Consider the following 17,303-nt stretch of genomic DNA (forward strand, 5'->3'; position numbering starts at 1 on the left):
AGATCGGACAGAGCATGACTGAGCGCACGGTGCCGGACGGGCTCGTGGATTTGAACGCGGACTCGGACGAACAGGGGAGCATCGTGGATACCGGTGCCGGTGAGCCGGATCGGTTGCAGCGGCTGTGGACTCCGTACCGGATGTCCTATATCGCCGAGGCCGCCACCGCCGATCCGAAAGACACCACGGGCCATCCGTTTACCGATATTCCCAAGATGTCGGATGAGGACGGTCTGGTCATCGCCCGTGGCGAGCACGTCTACGCGGTACTGAATCTGTATCCGTACAACCCGGGGCACATGATGGTGGTGCCCTACCGCAAGGTGGCCAACCTCGAGGATCTGACGCTCGAGGAGAGCGCCGAACTGATGTCGTTCACCCAGCAGGCGATTCGAGTGATGAAGCGGGTCTCGCGGCCGCACGGCTTCAATGTCGGTCTGAATCTCGGCGGGGTGGCAGGTGGTTCACTTGCCGACCACCTGCATCAGCACATCGTGCCGCGTTGGGGCGGGGACGCCAACTTCATCACCATCGTCGGTGGTGTGAAGGTCATGCCGCAGTTGCTGCGGGAAACTCGGGCGCTGCTTTCGGCGGCGTGGAAGGAAGTCGAGTAGGGTGCTCAGCTTCTTCGGCCGCGAGACGTTCTCCAAAGCGACTGCGCCGCTGGGCAGAGCGCTCGTCAGTACCGGACTCACCCCCGACGCGGTGACGGTGATCGGCACCGTCGCCTCGATCGCGGCCGCGGTCACCTTGTTCCCCAGCGGACATCTGTTCTGGGGAACCATGGTGATCTGGCTGTTCGTCATGTTCGACATGCTCGACGGCGCCATGGCGAGAGCGCGCGGCGGCGGCACGAAATATGGTGCGGTGCTCGATGCCACGTGCGACCGCGTCGCCGACGGCGCCATTTTCGCCGGGTTGGCCTGGTGGGCGGTGTATCACGAGAACAGTAGGCCGCTGTTCTTCGCGACCCTGGTGGTTCTGATCACCTCCCAGGTGATTTCGTACGCGAAGGCGCGCGCCGAGGCCAGTGGCCTGTCGGCGGACGGTGGACTCATCGAGCGGCCGGATCGGCTGATCATTGTGTTGGTCGGCGCCGGATTGACCGGTATCGGCGGGTATTGGGGGATCGAATGGCTGACCTGGGCCGTGCACGTAGCGATGTGGGTTCTGGCGGTGTTGAGCATTATCACGGTGTTCCAGCGGGTGCTGGCGGTCCGGAATTCGCCGGGAGCGCGGGACGTGATTCCGCCCGCGCCGCCGCAGAATCCCGCGGACGCGACGGAGTTGCCCTCGTGACCGAGCGAAGCGAGGGAACCATGTGCCAGCGTGCGGAACGCACGACGGAGCCGAGCGCCAGCGAGGCGCAGTCGTGAGTTCCCAGTCCGAAGCCGTCGGCTCACGGATCAAGTCCGGACTGACGGATTGGGCCTATGCGGCGGGTTGGCGGGTTGTGCGTGCGCTGCCCGAATCGACGGCGCGGCGGGCCTTCGATTGGGGCGGTAATCGGGTCGCGGACAAGGCGAATCGCGCCTTCCGTGCCGGTGGCGAACCGAATCAGTTGCGGCGCAATCTCGCTCGCGTGCTCGGTGTGACTCCGGCCGAGGTCCCCGACGAACTGATCCGCGCGAGCATGCGTTCCTACGCCCGCTACTGGCGCGAAGCCTTCCGACTGCCGACGATGGATCACTCGGCACTGACCGGATCGCTCGTGGAGGGCGTGGAGAATCTGGACGCCGCCCTGGCGCGGGGACGCGGTGTGGTGCTTGCGCTGCCGCACTCCGGGAACTGGGATGCGGCCGGAGTCTGGTTGGTCGGCCACAGCGGCACGTTGGCGACCGTCGCCGAACGGTTGAAGCCGGAATCGCTGTTCGAGCGGTTCGTCGCCTACCGGGAGAGCCTGGGTTTCGAGGTATTCCCGCTGACCGGTGGTGAGCAGCCGCCGTTCACCGCGCTGGCCGCCCGCCTGCGCGCGAACAACGTCGTATGCCTGATGGGCGAGCGGGATCTGACCGGTAAAGGTGTCCCGGTGACCATGTACGGCGAGCGCACCTGGCTGCCCGCGGGGGCGGCGAAGCTGGCCATCGAGACCGGTGCGGCGCTTATTCCGGTGCACGTCTGGTTCACCGTAGCTGCCGATGGACGCGAGGGCTGGGGGATGAAGACAGAAGCGCCGCTGGATGTTTCGGACGGTGTCGCGGCGGTCACCCAGGCGCTGGCCGACCGGTTCGCGGCCAATATCGCCGAGCATCCCGCCGATTGGCATATGTTGCAGCCACAATGGGAGCAGGACCTTTCGGCGGAGCGGCGAGCCAGGATCGCCGCGGCGCAGGCCGGGTTGGACAGCGCCAAAGGGGAGAAGACACCATGAAAATCGGCATGGTCTGCCCCTATTCGTTCGATGTCCCCGGTGGTGTGCAGGCCCATGTCGTGGAGTTGGCGCGGGTATTCATCGAACGCGGCCACAAGGTGAGCGTGCTCGCGCCCGCATCGGAGGACACGCCGCTGCCGGATTTCGTGGTTTCGGCCGGTCGCGCGGTGGCGATTCCGTACAACGGTTCGGTCGCCCGGTTGTCCTTCGGTCCCATGGCCTACACCAGGATTCGGCGCTGGATCGACGGCAACGATTTCGATGTGCTGCACATCCACGAACCGAATGCGCCGAGCCTGTCCATGCTCGCGCTGAAGATCGCCGAGGGGCCGATCGTGGCCACCTTCCACACCTCGACCACGAAATCGTTGGTGCTGAGCACCTTTCAGGGTGTGCTGCGGCCCTATCACGAGAAGATCAGCGGCCGGATCGCGGTCTCCGAGCTGGCCCGGCGCTGGCAGGTGGAGGCGCTCGGTTCGGACGCGGTCGAGATTCCCAACGGCGTCGCCGTGCCCGCCTTTGCGCGAGCCCCGATGCTGCCCGGATATCCGCGCGCGGGCCGAACGGTGCTGTTCCTCGGTCGCTACGACGAACCGCGCAAGGGGATGGAAGTCCTGCTCGGCGCGCTGCCCGAATTGGTGCGCAGACATCCCGATGTCGAGATCCTCATCGTCGGGCGCGGTGACGAGGAGCGGCTGCGCCGCGAGGCCGGGCCGCTCGCCCGGCATCTGCGTTTCCTCGGTCAGGTGTCGGACGAGGAGAAGGCCTCGGCGATGCGCAGCGCGGACGTGTACGTCGCGCCGAATCTCGGTGGGGAGAGCTTCGGCATCATCCTGATCGAGGCGATGGCGGCCGGAACCGCCGTGGTGGCAAGCGAATTGGACGCCTTCCGTCGGGTATTGCGCGATGGCACGGCGGGAATGCTCGTCCCGGTGGGTGATTCGGTTCGACTCGCCGCGGCGCTGGACACCCTGCTCACCGACGATGTGCGCCGCGAAGCCCTGATCCACACCGCCGATCAGGTGGTCGGCGAATACGACTGGCCGGTGGTCGCCGAACAGATCCTGCGCGTCTACGAAACCGTCACGGTGGGGGATACGCGCGTGCGGGCCGCTGGATGATCGATAGCACGGTGAGGGCTGCTGGATGATTACGTTCTCCGCCACGACGGTTCTCGTACTCGCGCTCATCGCCGCGGTGGTCGTCGCGATCGGTCTGTGGGCGGCCTCGACGGCGAACCGGCTCGACCGGTTGCACGTGCGGTCGGATCAGTCCTGGCAGGCCCTCGACGGTGCGTTGGCACGACGGGCGGTGGTGGCCAGATCGGTTGCCGTGGCCATCGCGGGCCCGACTGCCGATGCCGCGCTGGGCGAGCAGGCCAAACAGCTCACCACACTCGCCGATCGGGCCGAGCGGGCGGGCCGCGCCGACCGTGAAACCATCGAAAATCAGCTCTCCGCAGCGCTTTCCGCGATCGATATCGCCAAGTTGCGCCCACAGCAGGTCGCCGAACTCGCCGATGCCGAGGCTCGAGTGCTGATCGCGCGTCGCTTCCACAACGACGCGGTGCGCGACACCCTCGCTCTGCGCACTCGTCGCCCGGTCCGCATCCTGCACCTGGGCGGTACCGCGCCGCTACCGACATATTTCGAGATCAGCGAACGCGCCACCCCGGCCGCGTCGACCGGCCTGGCTGTCGATACGGTCCGCACCTCGGCGCGCGTGGTGCTACTCGACGAGCAGGACCGCGTGCTGCTCATGCGCGGCAACGACCCCAAGACCCCCGACGTCTCCTTCTGGTTCACCATCGGTGGCGGTGTGGAACCCGGGGAGACCCTGCGCAGTGCGGCGGTGCGCGAGCTCTGGGAGGAGACGGGGCACACCGCGGATCCGACCGCGCTGCGCGGTCCCATCTGGCGGCGGGTCGCGGTATTCCCGTTCGACGGTGAACTCATCCGGGCCGAGGAGCTGTTCTTCGCCCTGCGTGTCGCGGCCTTCGACCCCGAGCCGGGCAATCTCACCGCGGTCGAGCGACGCAGCATCACCGGCAACAAGTGGTGCACCGGGTCGGATATCGTCAGCCTGGACCACACCGGCGAGACCGTTTACCCCTACCACCTGGACCAACTGCTTCCCGAAGCTGCCAAAGCCGCGTCGGGTGATTCCGATCCCGAGGTGCGGTCTATCCGGTGATCGGGGCTGCCCTGAGCGCGAACAGCGTGCGCGCCTGGATCTTTCGGCTGTGATGTGTTTCACGATCGTGATAGCGTCGCGACTGGATTCGTGCCGCCTGGGTAGTGCTGGTGGGGGAGCGCTACCGGGAGTTCTGGTGGTACTTCCACTGCAGTGAGATGGTCCGTTGGCGTGTGGAAGGTAAGCAGTACATGTCCTACCTGTTGTTCGATTTCCTATTGCCGTTGTTGGGTTCCGATGCCGCGGGGTATTGGGCTCAGTTACTGGTGGTCGGCCCGCTGTAGGTCCTATCGGGTGTTCGTCGGGGCGGGGCAAGACTTGCGTCGGCCCCGACGGATCCGTGTCAGGACCGGTCCAGTGGTTGCGGACCGGACGCGGACCCGCTGGTCGGGGCAAGGCCAGTGGTGTGCAACTGGCTATCAAGTGGCCTGATCGGCCCGCCTAGAATCGGTGGCGTTAGTTCCAAGCGACCCGATTGGCGCACATGACTCAGGAGTTTGCCGTGACCACGCCCGAGACCACCAACACCATCGGCACCGCCCGCGTGAAGCGCGGGATGGCCGAGATGCTCAAGGGCGGGGTGATCATGGATGTCGTCACCCCAGAGCAGGCCAAGATCGCCGAGGACGCCGGCGCGGTCGCGGTGATGGCCCTGGAGCGTGTTCCGGCCGATATCCGCGCACAGGGCGGCGTCTCCCGGATGAGCGATCCGGACATGATCGACGGCATCATCTCCGCCGTCTCGATTCCGGTCATGGCCAAGGCGCGTATCGGCCACTTCGTGGAGGCGCAGATCCTGCAGAGCCTCGGCGTCGACTACATCGACGAATCCGAGGTGCTGACCCCCGCGGACTACGCCAACCACATCGACAAGTGGAACTTCACCGTGCCGTTCGTGTGCGGCGCCACCAACCTGGGCGAGGCGCTGCGCCGGATCACCGAGGGTGCGGCCATGATTCGCTCCAAGGGCGAGGCGGGCACCGGTGACGTCTCCAATGCCACCACCCACATGCGCAAGATCCGCGCCGAGATTCGCAAGCTGTCGTCGCTGCCCGAGGACGAGCTGTTCGTCGCCGCCAAGGAGTTGCAGGCGCCGTACGAGCTGGTGCGCGAGGTCGCGCAGACCGGCAAGCTGCCGGTCGTGCTGTTCACCGCGGGCGGTATCGCCACCCCCGCCGACGCCGCGATGATGATGCAGCTCGGCGCCGAGGGTGTCTTCGTCGGTTCGGGCATCTTCAAGTCCGGCAATCCGGCGGAGCGCGCCGCCGCCATCGTCAAGGCGACCACGTTCTACGACGACCCGGATGTGCTCGCCAAGGTTTCGCGCGGTCTGGGCGAGGCCATGGTCGGCATCAATGTCGAGGAGCTGCCGGTCGATCACCGGCTGGCCGAGCGCGGTTGGTGATTCGGCACTACCGCTGAATCGAGTCGACGCCCGCGGCACCGGGATTGCTTGATCCACTGCCGTGGGCGTTGCGCGTCCTGGGCGATTGGTGGAGAAGCTGTCGCGGCCCTCATGGTTGTCTTATACCTGCCACAGAGTTGGTGGCTAGCTTCGGAATTCGGTGCGCGTCGGCGGCCGCGCGGGCAATTAGCGCGGCACCGTCGGGGTCACGGACCTGTCCGAATGGCAAAGGATGATCAGTTGAAGCTTCGTAAGACCGGACGTGTCGCGATCGCGGGTCTGGCCGCCGTGGCCGCCCTCAGCCTGTCGGCGTGTGGCAGCGACGACTCGAAGACCGCGACCACACCGACCAAGACCTCGACCAGCGTCACGAAGTCGAATGCGAACCTCCCGCCGACCCCGAGCGTCGCCGACCTCAACGCTCAATTGCTCCGCGCGCTGGACCCGTCGGTGCCGAGTTCGGAGAAGCTGGACCTGGTACAAGGCGCGCAGGCGGATCCGGAACTGCCGAACCGTCTGGCGCAGGCATATCAGCAAGCGGGCGCCAGGTCCGAGGTCACGGAGGTCAGTGCCTTCGGTGACGCACTCGATGCCAAGGCGAAGTTCACCATCAACGGCCAGGAGAACATCGTCGATGTGCCCTTCGTCGCCGAGGACGGCAAGTGGAAGGTCGAAAAGAGTTGGGCCTGCACTATGTTGACCAATCTCGGTCAGCAGTCCACGGCCTGCGGCTAATCCCTGATCCCGGCCGTGGTGGGTTCGGCTGGAGGAGTGGGCGATTCGAGGCGGCGAGCATTTGTGCTCGCCGCCTCGCTGCGTCTCACATCGCGAATAGTCGGCACCTTTCCTAGGGATTCGCGTCCGGTGTGGGCTGCCGTACGGATCTCGAGAAGTAGATGTGGCTAACTAGGCAACCATATGCATAGTGATACGCGGATATGCGCATTCAAATATATTTTTTTCACCTTAGCAGCCTAGCGTGGAACTGTCTGTCTTCCAACAAAATTGCAAAAGAGGGGGCCGGTGTTTTCGGACGGGGTAAGCCTACCGACGAGCGGTGTCGTCTACGCGGAGCGCCGGACGATCGGGGTGATCCCAGCGGATGAAAAAGGTTGGGGCGCTGGAATTGTCGCGGTCGTGGCGGAGCAGGGCCGGGATGGTCCATTGGTCGTCGGGTGGCGTACGGCGGTGCAGGGCAGCTTCGGACATGTCGAGGTGGACGGTCAGATCGAAGTCGAGACCGCGGCCCAACAGCATGGGACCGGCGACGAGCAAAACCGTGCCGGGGGCGGCGGTGCGGATGGGGGAGCGGGCCGAGCGGTCGCGGTCCTCGTCCCAGAGCGCGGGGAGCCAGCGGGCGTCGTGGCGTAGCGCCCGGATGACTTCACGGTCGAGTGCGGCGTAGTCGAACCAGGCGGTGCGATAAGACACTTCGTCGGTGCGCCCGAATTCCATGCGGAGCGATGCCGGGCGGATGTAATCGTGCAGTGCGACGACCTCGGCGGCGCGTCCGGTGTCACGCAGTGCAGTGGCGACTCGGTCGGCGATCGCCACGGGTTCGGCCGCGTCGGCTCCGTCGACGGCGGTCAGCATCCGCCCGTCGAGCTCGAGGACGCGGTTGGTGATGAGTTCGACGAGGCCGTCCCGGGTGATCGGATCGAAACGCGGCACCGCTCCATTCCATCAAACTGTGCCGCGGACCCCGGTTCTGGGCGGCGGACGTGGCCATTGCTCAGAGGTCGCCGAGAAGTCGCGGCGGCGCTCGGGATAATCTCGCCCTCATGGCGACAATCGAAGAGGCGCTGGAGATCGAGCGGCTCGAGCAGAACATCTTCCGTGGCGCGTCCACCAAGACCCAGCTCGTGCGCACATTCGGCGGACAGGTTGCCGGCCAGGCGCTGGTTTCGGCGGTGCGGACGGTGGAGCCGCGGTTCCAGGTGCATTCGCTGCACGGGTACTTCCTGCGGCCGGGAAATCCAGAAGAGCGGACCGTGTACCTCGTCGAGCGGATTCGCGACGGCCGGTCGTTCTGCACCCGCCGGGTGACCGGCGTGCAGGACGGTGCGGCGATATTCACCATGTCGGCGTCGTTCCACGTCGGAGACTCGGGTCCGGAACATCAGGACGAGATGCCGTCGGTGCAGGGTCCGGATGAGCTGCCCGACGCCAGCACCACGATGAGCCCCGAGCGGCTGTGGGCCATGCGCGAATGGGAGCACTGGGATATCCGCACCGTGCCGCAGGATGTGGTGACCCGCCGCGACGGCGTGGTCTCCCCGCAGCAGGTGTGGTTCCGTTACCGGCATCCGCTGCCCGACGACCCGGTTGTGCACGTCTGCACCCTCGCCTACATGAGCGACATGACCCTGCTCGGTTCCTCGAAGGTCACCCACCCCGAGGAGCCGACGCAGAACGCCTCGCTCGATCACGCCATGTGGTTCCTGCGCCCGTTCCGTGCCGACGAGTGGCTGCTCTACGACCAGTCCTCTCCGTCTGCGGGTTTCGGTCGTGCACTGACCGGCGGCAAGATTTTCAACCGCGAAGGCGAGTTGGTTGCGGCGGTTGTGCAAGAGGGCCTGATTCGCACTTTGCGCGGGGAGTGAGCGACCCGAACGCCCACTCGAGCCTCGTCGGGCTCAGACCACCTGGACGCGGAGGTGGCATACCACGGTGTCGGTCATCCGACGTAGTTCGCGTTCGAGTTCGTCACTGCGGTGACTGGGCAGCACCCGGTCCCAGCCGATCGGCGGATCGATCTCGGCGATGACGACGACCTTGCGCCGTCCGGAGAAGTTCTCGCGGACATAGTGCGCGACGGGGCCGCCGACGGTTGCGTCGCTGTCTTCCAGCAGAACCAGCCTGACCTCGGGATGCCATGCCTCCCACGCTTTGGTGAACGCTTTGACGGATTCACCCGGTAGGCAAACATGCACCGCGACAACGTCTCTTCCGATCGACATGGCGGCCGAGAGCGCCTCGCGGCTGAGTTCGGAGACCTCGGAGATCGGCACCACGATCGCCGTACCGGTGGCCTGCGGCTGGTCCGGAATCGCGCCATTGCCGCGGCGGCCGCCGATCCTGGTGTAGGCGCAGCGAATTCGCTCCATACCGAGTACCAGTGCGGGCAGTACGAGCACGATCAACCACGCGCCGTCGATGAATTTCATCGCTGTGGTGACGATCGCGGCGACGCCGGTGAGCAGCGCACCGAAGCCGTTGAGCGCGAGCCGCCAGCGCCAGCCCGCGGTCTTGGTCTGCCACCAGTGCCGGACCATGCCGGCCTGAGCGATGGTGAATCCGACGAAGACACCGATCGCGAACAACGGAACGAGTGCATTCATATTGCCGCGCGCCGCGATCAACAGCACCCCCGCCGTTACGCCGAGGGTGAGCACGCCGTAGCGGTACACCTGACGCGGCGAGGTCACCGCGAATCGGTGCGGTAGGCAATTGTCGTCGGCCAGGATCCGGGTAAGCGTCGGCAGCCCGCCATAGGAAGTGTTGGCGGCCAGCGCGAGCAGCAGGACGGTTGCGAATTGCACTATGTAGTAACCGATTCCGTGCCCGAGTGCCGCCTCGGTGAGCTGAGAAAGCACCGTCGTGCCCTCGATCGGCCGCACCGAGAACTTCTCGATGAGCACGGCGAGCCCGATCAGCATGACACCGAGCAGCGCCCCGAGCGCCACCTCCGCCCGTTGCGCGCGTTTGACCCTCGGCGCCTCGAAGCTGGGCACCGCATTCGCGATCGCCTCGACACCCGTCAGCGCCGCGCAGCCGCTGGAAAATGCCTTGAGCAGCAATAACACTCCGACTGTTCGAATATCGCCGACGGCCGCCGCCCCGGTGACGACGTCGGCCGGATCGGAGCGCATCAGGCCGCCGACGATGACGGCGAAGATGCCCGCGACGAAGACGATCGTGGGAATCATGAAGGCGCGCGCACTTTCTCGGATGCCGAGCAGATTGAGCGCGGTCACCCCGACCAGGATCGCGAGGCAGATCCACACCGTATACCCGTGCAGCGCCTGGAATGCCGAGGTCAGGGCGGCGACACCGGCCGCGATCGAGACCGCGACATTGAGGATGTAGTCGACGATCAACGAGGCCGCGGCGACTAGACTGGTGCGGTGGCCGAGATGCCGCTTCGCCACCGCGTACGCGCCACCGCCGTCGGGAAAGGCCGCGATCACCTGCCGGTAGGAGGCGACCAGTACCGCGAGTAGGGCGGCGATCGCAAGGGTTACCGGCACTGTCATGCCGAGTCCGGCGCCACCGGCGGTGGCCAACACCAGCACGATCGCTTCCGGACCGTAGGAGACCGATGCCATGGCATCGAGGGAAAGTCCCGCCAAGCCGGTCGAAACGGTCAAACCCCGGCGCGTCGAGCCGACCGCACGCGGCGCGGGCGCCTTGCGTGGCAACACCGTAATCACATCTGTGAGTGTCGACCGCTTTCGCCCGAATGAACCCGGTCTTGACGCAACATTGACGGCTACCGTGAGCAGGGCCACAGCGCGGCGCCTCGTAAGCTCATGGCGTGAACGCATCGGTCGCCTCGCCCGCAACGGGCGCGCAGCGCAGTCCCGACCGGCCCACCATCGGTGTGCTGGCCCTGCAGGGTGACGTGCGCGAACATGTCGCGGCACTCGCGGAATGCGGTGCGCAACCGGTGCTGGTGCGCCGCGCGTCCGAGCTCGCCGCAGTGGATGCGCTGGTGCTGCCCGGCGGTGAATCGACCACCATCAGCAAGCTGCTGGAGGTCTTCGAGCTCCTCGAACCGGTACGTGCGCGGCTGCGGGAAGGTATGCCCGCCTTCGGATCCTGCGCCGGAATGATCCTGCTCGCGTCCGAAGTGCTCGACACTCGCCCCGACGCCAAGCATCTGTCCGGTATCGATATGACGGTGCGGCGCAATGCTTTCGGTCGTCAGGTCGACTCGTTCGAGACCGATCTGGACTTCGCGGGCGTGACCGACGGCCCGGTGCGCGCGGTATTCATCCGGGCGCCGTGGGTGGAGCGGGTCGGCGCGGGCGTCGAGGTGCTGGCCACTGTTCCCAGTGGCCCGGCCGCCGGGCGCATTGTCGCGGTGCGGCAGGGCAAGGTGGTCGCGACGTCGTTCCATCCCGAGGTCACCGGCGATTTGCGGGTGCATCGGATGTTCGTCGATCTGGTTCGCGCCGCCGAGTAGTCGCCCACAGGAACTGGCCGTAACCGGACGAGTAGGCTGAGAGAGTTGTCTACCCGGCCGGTGCGGGTACCGTGCGCACGATCAGACGTGCTGTCGACTGGAGGAAGTAGGGAATGAGCGGCCACTCCAAATGGGCCACCACCAAGCACAAGAAGGCGGGGATCGACGCGAAGCGCGGCAAGCTCTTCGCCAAGTTGATCAAGAACATCGAGGTGGCGGCCCGCACTGGTGGGAGTGACCCGGCGGGCAATCCGACGCTGTACGACGCCATCCAGAAGGCGAAGAAGTCGTCGGTTCCGAACGACAACATCGAGCGTGCCCGCAAGCGCGGCGGCGGTGAAGAGGCCGGCGGCGCCGACTGGCAGACCATCATGTACGAGGGCTACGGCCCCAATGGTGTCGCGGTGCTGATCGAATGCCTCACCGACAACCGCAACCGCGCAGCGGGCGAGGTGCGCGTGGCGATGACCCGCAACGGCGGCAATATGGCCGACCCGGGTTCGGTTTCCTACCTGTTCCACCGCAAGGGCATCGTGACCCTCGAGAAGAACGGGCTGTCCGAGGACGATGTGCTGCTCGCCGTGCTCGACGCGGGCGCCGAGGAAGTCAACGACCTCGGTGATTCGTTCGAGGTCATCAGCGAACCGTCGGATCTGATCCCGGTGCGCAAGGCGCTGCAGGACGCCGGAATCGATTACGACTCCGCCGAATCCGGCTTCCAGCCGTCGGTATCGGTCGCCGTCGACGTCGACGGCGCGCGCAAGGTGTTCAAGTTGGTCGACGCGCTCGAGGACAGCGACGACGTACAGAACGTCTACACCAACGTGGACATCTCCGATGAGGTCGGCTCTCAGCTGGAACAGGACTGACGCCCGGATTGTCCGGCGCATCGGCTGCTATGACGGACAGAACGTCACTGCATCCGATGGTGGACATCTCCGATGAGGTCGGCTCCCAGTTGGAACAGGACTGACGCCCGGATTGTCCGGCGCATCGGCTGCTATGACGGACAGAACGTCACTGCATCCGATGGTGGATATCTCCGATGAGGTCGGCTCTCAGCTGGAACAGGACTGACGCGGCTCGTCATCGACCAGCGCCTCGGGGCGGTTCGCAAATATGCGGACCGCCCCCAGTGCGTTTCGCACCCGGCGTGAACTGGTTATTCCGCGATTCGCGTGCGATCGGACCATTCGTAGACCCGCAGCCGCCCCTCGGGCGTATCGGCTTCCCGATTGGTGACCTTGAAGTGCTCGTATCCGCCGCGGTATTCGACTTTGAGCTCGACGCCGGGTGGCGTGATCGGGACGATGCGAGCGGGCAAGTCTTTCGGCCCACCTTCTAGGACAGCCTTCACAACATTGCTCATCCTTCGGATGGTAGGTCTCGGATGTGATGCATGCCACAAACGCGGCCGAACGTTCCGGGTTGTCGTGGGGGAATTCCGATGCCGCGCCCTGAAAAAGTCCGATGCAACCGATTACTGGTTGCCAAAGTCGGCTGATCGCATTTCCTGGGTTCGGAGCAACTGGTCGCAGCTGTCGATATCTGCGGTGTAACGATTGCGGCTCGATTGCTGATATACGAATCAAGTGCCGCGACACACCGTCACGGCCGCCCGATCAGGCTCTGTGCACCGAGAACTTGTCCCGCCCGGAAAGAGACCAGCCATCATGAGTCGATCCCTTGCCGACGAGCGTCCCGGCGATCCAACCGACCTGAATGTCACCCTCGCCCCGCTCGCGGTCGCGACCGGACTGATCCTGCTCATCGTCGCATTCGTGACGGTGAACCGGATGCCGGGCTGGGCTGCCGACTACGGTGCGAGCCTGGTGTACTTCGCGATCTTCCTCTACGTGGCGATCGCCGGACGCCTGACTTGGTGGGGCGCCGACATACTGATCAGCCACGGGCAAGAAGCGCTGACTCACGGCACCGTGAGTACCAATTTGCCTACAGTGCGGCCGGTTTCGCCGAGTGCGTGCGCCTTCGCCGCCGCTTCGAACGGGAAGACCCCGGCGACTGCCGGGCGCAGCGCCCCGGATTCGGCGAGTTCCGCGAGCGCGATCATTCCGGCGTGATCGTCCTGCACCAGCATGCGCACCGCCCGGACTCCCAAATCCTGTGCCGCGGTGGCCAATTCGTCTGTCCCGCCGCGCAGTGAGACCAGTAGGCCGCCGGGGCGGAGTGTGCGCAGGGAGCGCAGGCTGTTCTCGTTATCGATCGAGTCCAGCACGACATCGACATCTCCGACCGCCTCGGCGAAATCGGTTGTGCGGTAATCGATCGTCTCGTCCGCGCCGATTTCGCGCAGGAATTCGTGGTTGGCCGCGCTGGCGGTGCCGATGACCTGCGCGCCGCGCGCCTTGGCGATCTGAACGGCGAAGTGTCCGACGCCACCTGCTGCCGCATGGATCAGGATGCGTTGTCCGGCTTGTAGTTTCGCGGTGTCGACGAGGGCCTGCCAGGCGGTGAGGGCGGCCAGTGGGATGGCCGCGGCCTGAATGTGGTCCAGGTTGACCGGTTTCGGGGCGAAGGCGCGGGCGGGGCCCACGACGTATTCGGCGAATGCGCCGTGTCCGTAGGGGTAGGGGAGCATGCCGAAGACCGCGTCGCCCGGCTCGAACAGGGTGACGCCGATACCCGTGGCCACCACTTCGCCCGATACGTCCCAACCCAGCACGAACGGCGGTTCGCCGAGGAAAAGTCCGGAGGCGCCGCGATGCCGCCAATCGGTCGGGTTGAGACCGGCTGCCCGCACCCGGACCAGGATTTCGCCGGGGCCGGGTGTCGGGACGGGCAGTTCGACTTCGGTCAGGACCTCGGGTCCGCCGATCAGGTCTTGGCTGATCGCGCGCATAGTGGTGTCGTTCATGTCGTTCAGCCTGCTGTCGGCGGTGACGCGGGGAAATGGCGCGATTGCCAATATTCGATATGATCGTGCCATGGTCGATACCTCGGATCGGCACTCGGCGCGACATCGGGTGGTCGTGCTCGCCTTGGACGGGGTGTATCCGTTCGAACTCGGCATTCCGAACCGCGTTTTCGGCACCGCCGCGGATCTGTACGAGGTGAGCACTTGCTCGATCGATGGCGCACCGGTAGCGAGCCGAGCCGATTTCGCCATTGCCGTCCAGCAGGACAGCCGGGCGCTGGCGACCGCCGACACCGTGGTCATACCGGCCTGCGATATTGATATGACGCTCGATGGCACGCTGCCGCCCGCGGTGGCCGCGGCATTCGCGCGCATCCGGCCGGGCACCCGCATCGTTTCGATATGTACCGGCGCATTCGTGACTGCCGCCGCCGGACTGCTCGACGGTCGTCCGGCGACGACACACTGGAATGTGGCCGAACTGTTCCGGCGCACCTTTCCGCGAGTGCTGCTGAATACCGATGTCCTCTACGTCGACGACGATGACGTGCTCACCTCGGCGGGCGCGGCGGCAGGCATAGATCTCTGTCTGCATCTGGTGCGCCGCGACCACGGCAGTGCGGTCGCGAATACGGTGGCGCGCCGCTGCGTCGTGCCGCCGTGGCGTGAGGGCGGCCAGGCCCAATACATCGAACAGCCGGTGCCGCCGTCGACCTCGACGGGCACCGCCGCCGCCAGGCACTGGGCCCTCGAGAATCTCCGATTGCCGTTGACCATGGACGATCTCGCCGTTCAGGCCCGAATGAGCAAGCGCACCTTCGCCCGTCGCTTCCGTGACGAGGTCGGCATGAGCCCGGGCCGCTGGCTCATCCAGCAGCGCGTCTTCCGCGCCCGCCAGCTCCTCGAATCGACCGATATGACCGTGGACCGCATCGCGGGCGAGGTCGGCTTCGCCACCGGCAGCTCACTACGCCAGCACCTGCACGATTCCATCGGCGTATCACCGCTGGCCTATCGCCGGACCTTCCGCGCCGAGTCGGTCGTCCCGGTCGAAGCTCTGGGCTGAGCGCGGCTCGATTCATCGACCGCGCAATCGGTTTCAGGTCGCGTCGGGCACCGGGAGACCGACGCGAGCGACGATCCAGGGGAACGACGAGGCGAACGCGGCCGAGGCGAACTGCCAGGTGTGGCCACCCTGGGTGGTGTGAATGGTGCAATCGATGCCGACCTCGTGGCCTGCGTCGCACAGCTTTTCGGCGGCGCCGACCTCACCGGTGTCGAAGACTCCGTCATGACCGCCCATGCCCACGTTGTCGTCGTCGGCGGCTGCGGATTGCTGGCGCGCACCACGGGATCCCGGGCCGGATTTGGGTGGGGTGAGATCGTCGAACAGACCCGCCATGCCCGTATAGGGACCGTGCTCGGCCATAACGGTGAGCGGATCGAATGCGGCCCAGCGGTCTGCGTCGCCGCCGAAAAGCCTTCGGATCGTTTGTTCCTTGTTGCCCGAGGCCGGGCCGAGATCGCCCGCGATATCGACGAAGGTGTGCACCAATTCCGGGTGCATGACCGCCAGATCGACCGCGCAGGTGCCGCCCATAGACCAGCCGACAACCGCCCAGTTCGACGGATCCGCCGAGGCGCCGAAGCGAGATTCCAGATAGCTGGGCACATCTCGGGTCAGATGGTCGGCGGCATCGCCGCGCGGACCGTTCACACATTCGGTGTCATTGTTGAAACTGCCGCTGGAATCGACGAAGACGAGGATAGGGGCGCGGCCGCCGTTGGCGGCGGTGAACTTGTCCACCTCCGGCATGATCTGACCGCTGCGGATCCAGTCGGCGGGCGTATTGAATTCGCCGCCGATCATCATGACGACCGGCAGTGTCGGCGGCGTCGGACCGGCGAACCAGGCCGGTGGCAAGTACACGTATTCGGTTCGATGCGGAAAACCGCTGCCCGCGTCCGGAATCTGCACCGGCACGATCTTGCCGGTGCTGACATCGGTATTGCGCAGTCCGGGCAGCGCATCGATATCGGTCTGATTCGGCAGCGGACCCGCGGTGAGCGCACTCCACGCGGACTGCACGGTGGGGTAGTAGCCCACCCATTGATTGAGCACGATGCCGGTGCTCAACAGAGCCAGCGGTATCGCGAGCACCGAGACACCACGCCGCCACCACCTGGCACTGCGCCAACCGAGCGCGGCGACCGCGATCGCCGCGACCGCGACGCCGACACAGGCCCACAACTCGACCGGCGCCGGATCCGAGGCCAGCCCCTGATCGTTCACATACGCCCACGCGGCCACCGCGCCCGCCGCACCGAGGACCACGCAGACCGGCAGCAGCACCAGCCGCCAGCGCCGGGTCCGCCAGCCGATCGCCAGGATCAACGCGGCCACCGCGACCAGTTCGACGGTCACCGGCAGCCAGCCGTGCAGCAGCGATATGCCGTGATGAAAGCCGTTCTGATAGTTCGGATTCAGATTCGCCGAAGGCAGCCGCGGTGGTGGCGGCGGTGTCACGGGGGTCGCGGGTGCGGCGAGCGGGGCACGGACTACGGGCACCTACGGCATTGTCGAGACCGTTCCTCGAGAAAGCCTGTGAATTCGCTCCGATGAACCTGGGCGACCCTGAAACGCCGGTCGATCGCATGTCGATAACTACATCGGTGAACCCGGGCTCCGAACCTCTTGTCCGGTAGAGTCCAGTAGCTGGTCGTGCAGGATTCAGGAGGGGTGCACATGACTTATCAACCACCGCCGCAGTACCCGGGTTATCCGGGGCAGGGGTATCCGGGCTACCCGGGATATCCGCCGCAGCCGCCCAAGGGCAAGCCGGTGTGGCCGTGGGTGCTCGGCGGCGTCTTCCTGGCGATCGTGCTCACCGTCGGCGGCTGCGTCGCGGTCTTCGGATCAATCGCCTACCGGCTCGACAAGGAATCGAAGAAGGAAACCTCGATCACCTACGAAGTCTCGGGCTCCGGCACCGCCGATATCTCCTACAACAGTGGCGATTTCGATACCGCCGATGCCAACGATGCACCGCTGCCGTGGACCAAGGCCGTGACCGTGACCGGATATGTCCGCACGGGCCGGGTGTCGGCGACTGTCAGCGGATCCAGCGGCGGCACGGTGACCTGCCGAATCCTGCAGGACGGCAAGGTGGTCGTCGAGGATTCGGACTCCGGCACCTACGCGTATGTGAGCTGCTACCACTCCTTCAACTAGCCGAATCCCGGACGGGCGCCGTGTCGTTGGTGAAGGCCG

General features: G+C 65.9%; 18 protein-coding genes. 13 read left to right on the forward strand and 5 right to left on the reverse strand.

All coding sequences use genetic code 11. The features are described 5' to 3' along the window. Nucleotides 1-14 precede the first annotated feature (14 nt). The 8 genes from NP3_RS22950 to NP3_RS22985 all read left to right on the forward strand — a co-directional run bounded on the left by NP3_RS22950 (nt 15) and on the right by NP3_RS22985 (nt 6,704). Nucleotides 15-614 (forward strand): ATP adenylyltransferase, encoded by a 600-nt coding sequence (locus NP3_RS22950; RefSeq protein WP_063043658.1) that lies wholly within the window; start codon nt 15-17, stop codon nt 612-614. Between the two features lies 1 nt (nt 615). Beyond that, the gene (gene pgsA, locus NP3_RS22955) at nt 616-1,299 is read left to right on the forward strand and encodes a phosphatidylinositol phosphate synthase (protein WP_063043659.1); all 684 of its coding nucleotides are present in this window, start codon (nt 616-618) and stop codon (nt 1,297-1,299) included. A 73-nt stretch (nt 1,300-1,372) separates the two neighbouring features. After that, complete coding sequence (locus NP3_RS22960) at nt 1,373-2,371, forward strand: phosphatidylinositol mannoside acyltransferase (protein WP_084508828.1); 999 nt, start codon at nt 1,373-1,375, stop codon at nt 2,369-2,371. After that, the gene (locus NP3_RS22965) at nt 2,368-3,492 is read left to right on the forward strand and encodes a glycosyltransferase family 4 protein (protein ID WP_063043660.1); all 1,125 of its coding nucleotides are present in this window, start codon (nt 2,368-2,370) and stop codon (nt 3,490-3,492) included. The genes NP3_RS22960 and NP3_RS22965 overlap by 4 nt, the downstream gene beginning before the upstream one ends. 28 nt (nt 3,493-3,520) lie before the next feature. Further along, nucleotides 3,521-4,564, forward strand: a complete 1,044-nt coding sequence (locus NP3_RS22970) for an NUDIX hydrolase (RefSeq protein ID WP_063043695.1) — start codon at nt 3,521-3,523, stop codon at nt 4,562-4,564. A gap of 110 nt (nt 4,565-4,674) precedes the next feature. Further along, a complete protein-coding gene (locus NP3_RS22975) occupies nt 4,675-4,848 on the forward strand; it encodes a hypothetical protein (protein WP_157124470.1) in 174 nt (57 codons plus the stop codon). Between the two features lie 218 nt (nt 4,849-5,066). Then, a complete protein-coding gene (gene pdxS / locus NP3_RS22980) occupies nt 5,067-5,969 on the forward strand; it encodes a pyridoxal 5'-phosphate synthase lyase subunit PdxS (RefSeq protein WP_040692437.1) in 903 nt (300 codons plus the stop codon). Nucleotides 5,970-6,209: 240 nt separating this feature from the next. Further along, complete coding sequence (locus NP3_RS22985) at nt 6,210-6,704, forward strand: WKL family lipoprotein (RefSeq protein ID WP_063824868.1); 495 nt, start codon at nt 6,210-6,212, stop codon at nt 6,702-6,704. Nucleotides 6,705-7,013: 309 nt separating this feature from the next. Here the strand turns inward: NP3_RS22985 and NP3_RS22990 are convergent, their stop codons facing one another. After that, on the reverse strand, nt 7,014-7,640 hold the full coding sequence (locus tag NP3_RS22990) for a nucleoside/nucleotide kinase family protein (RefSeq protein WP_063043663.1): 627 nt from the start codon (nt 7,638-7,640) through the stop codon (nt 7,014-7,016). A 110-nt stretch (nt 7,641-7,750) separates the two neighbouring features. Here NP3_RS22990 and NP3_RS22995 point away from each other — a divergent pair, with 110 nt between their 5' ends. After that, nucleotides 7,751-8,572 (forward strand): acyl-CoA thioesterase, encoded by an 822-nt coding sequence (locus NP3_RS22995; protein ID WP_063043664.1) that lies wholly within the window; start codon nt 7,751-7,753, stop codon nt 8,570-8,572. A 33-nt stretch (nt 8,573-8,605) separates the two neighbouring features. Here NP3_RS22995 and NP3_RS23000 read toward each other — a convergent pair whose 3' ends face one another. Continuing rightward, nucleotides 8,606-10,297 (reverse strand): APC family permease, encoded by a 1,692-nt coding sequence (locus NP3_RS23000; protein WP_157124474.1) that lies wholly within the window; start codon nt 10,295-10,297, stop codon nt 8,606-8,608. Between the two features lie 209 nt (nt 10,298-10,506). On the opposite strand from NP3_RS23000, the gene pdxT reads away from it, so the two are divergent. Both pdxT and NP3_RS23010 read left to right on the forward strand, forming a co-directional pair. Further along, nucleotides 10,507-11,157, forward strand: a complete 651-nt coding sequence (gene pdxT / locus NP3_RS23005; protein WP_063043665.1) for a pyridoxal 5'-phosphate synthase glutaminase subunit PdxT — start codon at nt 10,507-10,509, stop codon at nt 11,155-11,157. 113 nt (nt 11,158-11,270) lie between these two features. After that, nucleotides 11,271-12,026, forward strand: a complete 756-nt coding sequence (locus tag NP3_RS23010) for a YebC/PmpR family DNA-binding transcriptional regulator (protein WP_063043666.1) — start codon at nt 11,271-11,273, stop codon at nt 12,024-12,026. Nucleotides 12,027-12,319: 293 nt separating this feature from the next. Here NP3_RS23010 and NP3_RS23015 read toward each other — a convergent pair whose 3' ends face one another. Both NP3_RS23015 and NP3_RS23020 read right to left on the reverse strand, forming a co-directional pair. After that, complete coding sequence (locus NP3_RS23015) at nt 12,320-12,526, reverse strand: DUF5988 family protein (protein WP_040692396.1); 207 nt, start codon at nt 12,524-12,526, stop codon at nt 12,320-12,322. Between the two features lie 558 nt (nt 12,527-13,084). Continuing rightward, entirely contained in the window at nt 13,085-14,032 is a 948-nt protein-coding gene (locus tag NP3_RS23020; RefSeq protein WP_063043697.1) for an NADP-dependent oxidoreductase, read from the reverse strand. A gap of 70 nt (nt 14,033-14,102) precedes the next feature. Between NP3_RS23020 and NP3_RS23025 the strand changes: the two genes are divergently transcribed. Further along, complete coding sequence (locus NP3_RS23025) at nt 14,103-15,098, forward strand: GlxA family transcriptional regulator (RefSeq protein ID WP_063043667.1); 996 nt, start codon at nt 14,103-14,105, stop codon at nt 15,096-15,098. 33 nt (nt 15,099-15,131) lie between these two features. On the opposite strand, the gene NP3_RS23030 is transcribed toward NP3_RS23025, so the two are convergent. Beyond that, a complete protein-coding gene (locus tag NP3_RS23030) occupies nt 15,132-16,601 on the reverse strand; it encodes an alpha/beta hydrolase (protein WP_157124471.1) in 1,470 nt (489 codons plus the stop codon). Between the two features lie 177 nt (nt 16,602-16,778). Between NP3_RS23030 and NP3_RS23035 the strand changes: the two genes are divergently transcribed. Continuing rightward, nucleotides 16,779-17,264: an MmpS family transport accessory protein gene (locus NP3_RS23035; RefSeq protein ID WP_063043668.1), complete on the forward strand. Its 486-nt coding sequence runs from the start codon at nt 16,779-16,781 to the stop codon at nt 17,262-17,264. The last annotated feature ends 39 nt before the right edge of the window (nt 17,265-17,303 follow it).

Source organism: Nocardia pseudovaccinii NBRC 100343, from assembly GCF_001613225.1.
In the GTDB taxonomy this organism is placed as follows: Bacteria; Actinomycetota; Actinomycetes; order Mycobacteriales; family Mycobacteriaceae; genus Nocardia; species Nocardia pseudovaccinii.

What these genes read in the sequence shown, in the direction of transcription:
- NP3_RS22950 (WP_063043658.1), top strand. Translation starts at nt 15, where the DNA reads ATGACTGAGCGCACGGTGCCGGACGGGCTCGTGGATTTGAACGCGGAC.
- NP3_RS22965 (WP_063043660.1), top strand. Translation starts at nt 2,368, where the DNA reads ATGAAAATCGGCATGGTCTGCCCCTATTCGTTCGATGTCCCCGGTGGT.
- NP3_RS22995 (WP_063043664.1), top strand. Translation starts at nt 7,751, where the DNA reads ATGGCGACAATCGAAGAGGCGCTGGAGATCGAGCGGCTCGAGCAGAAC.
- NP3_RS23000 (WP_157124474.1), bottom strand. Translation starts at nt 10,297, where the DNA reads ATGGCATCGGTCTCCTACGGTCCGGAAGCGATCGTGCTGGTGTTGGCC.
- NP3_RS23010 (WP_063043666.1), top strand. Translation starts at nt 11,271, where the DNA reads ATGAGCGGCCACTCCAAATGGGCCACCACCAAGCACAAGAAGGCGGGG.
- NP3_RS23015 (WP_040692396.1), bottom strand. Translation starts at nt 12,526, where the DNA reads ATGAGCAATGTTGTGAAGGCTGTCCTAGAAGGTGGGCCGAAAGACTTG.
- NP3_RS23020 (WP_063043697.1), bottom strand. Translation starts at nt 14,032, where the DNA reads ATGAACGACACCACTATGCGCGCGATCAGCCAAGACCTGATCGGCGGA.
- NP3_RS23025 (WP_063043667.1), top strand. Translation starts at nt 14,103, where the DNA reads ATGGTCGATACCTCGGATCGGCACTCGGCGCGACATCGGGTGGTCGTG.
- NP3_RS23035 (WP_063043668.1), top strand. Translation starts at nt 16,779, where the DNA reads ATGACTTATCAACCACCGCCGCAGTACCCGGGTTATCCGGGGCAGGGG.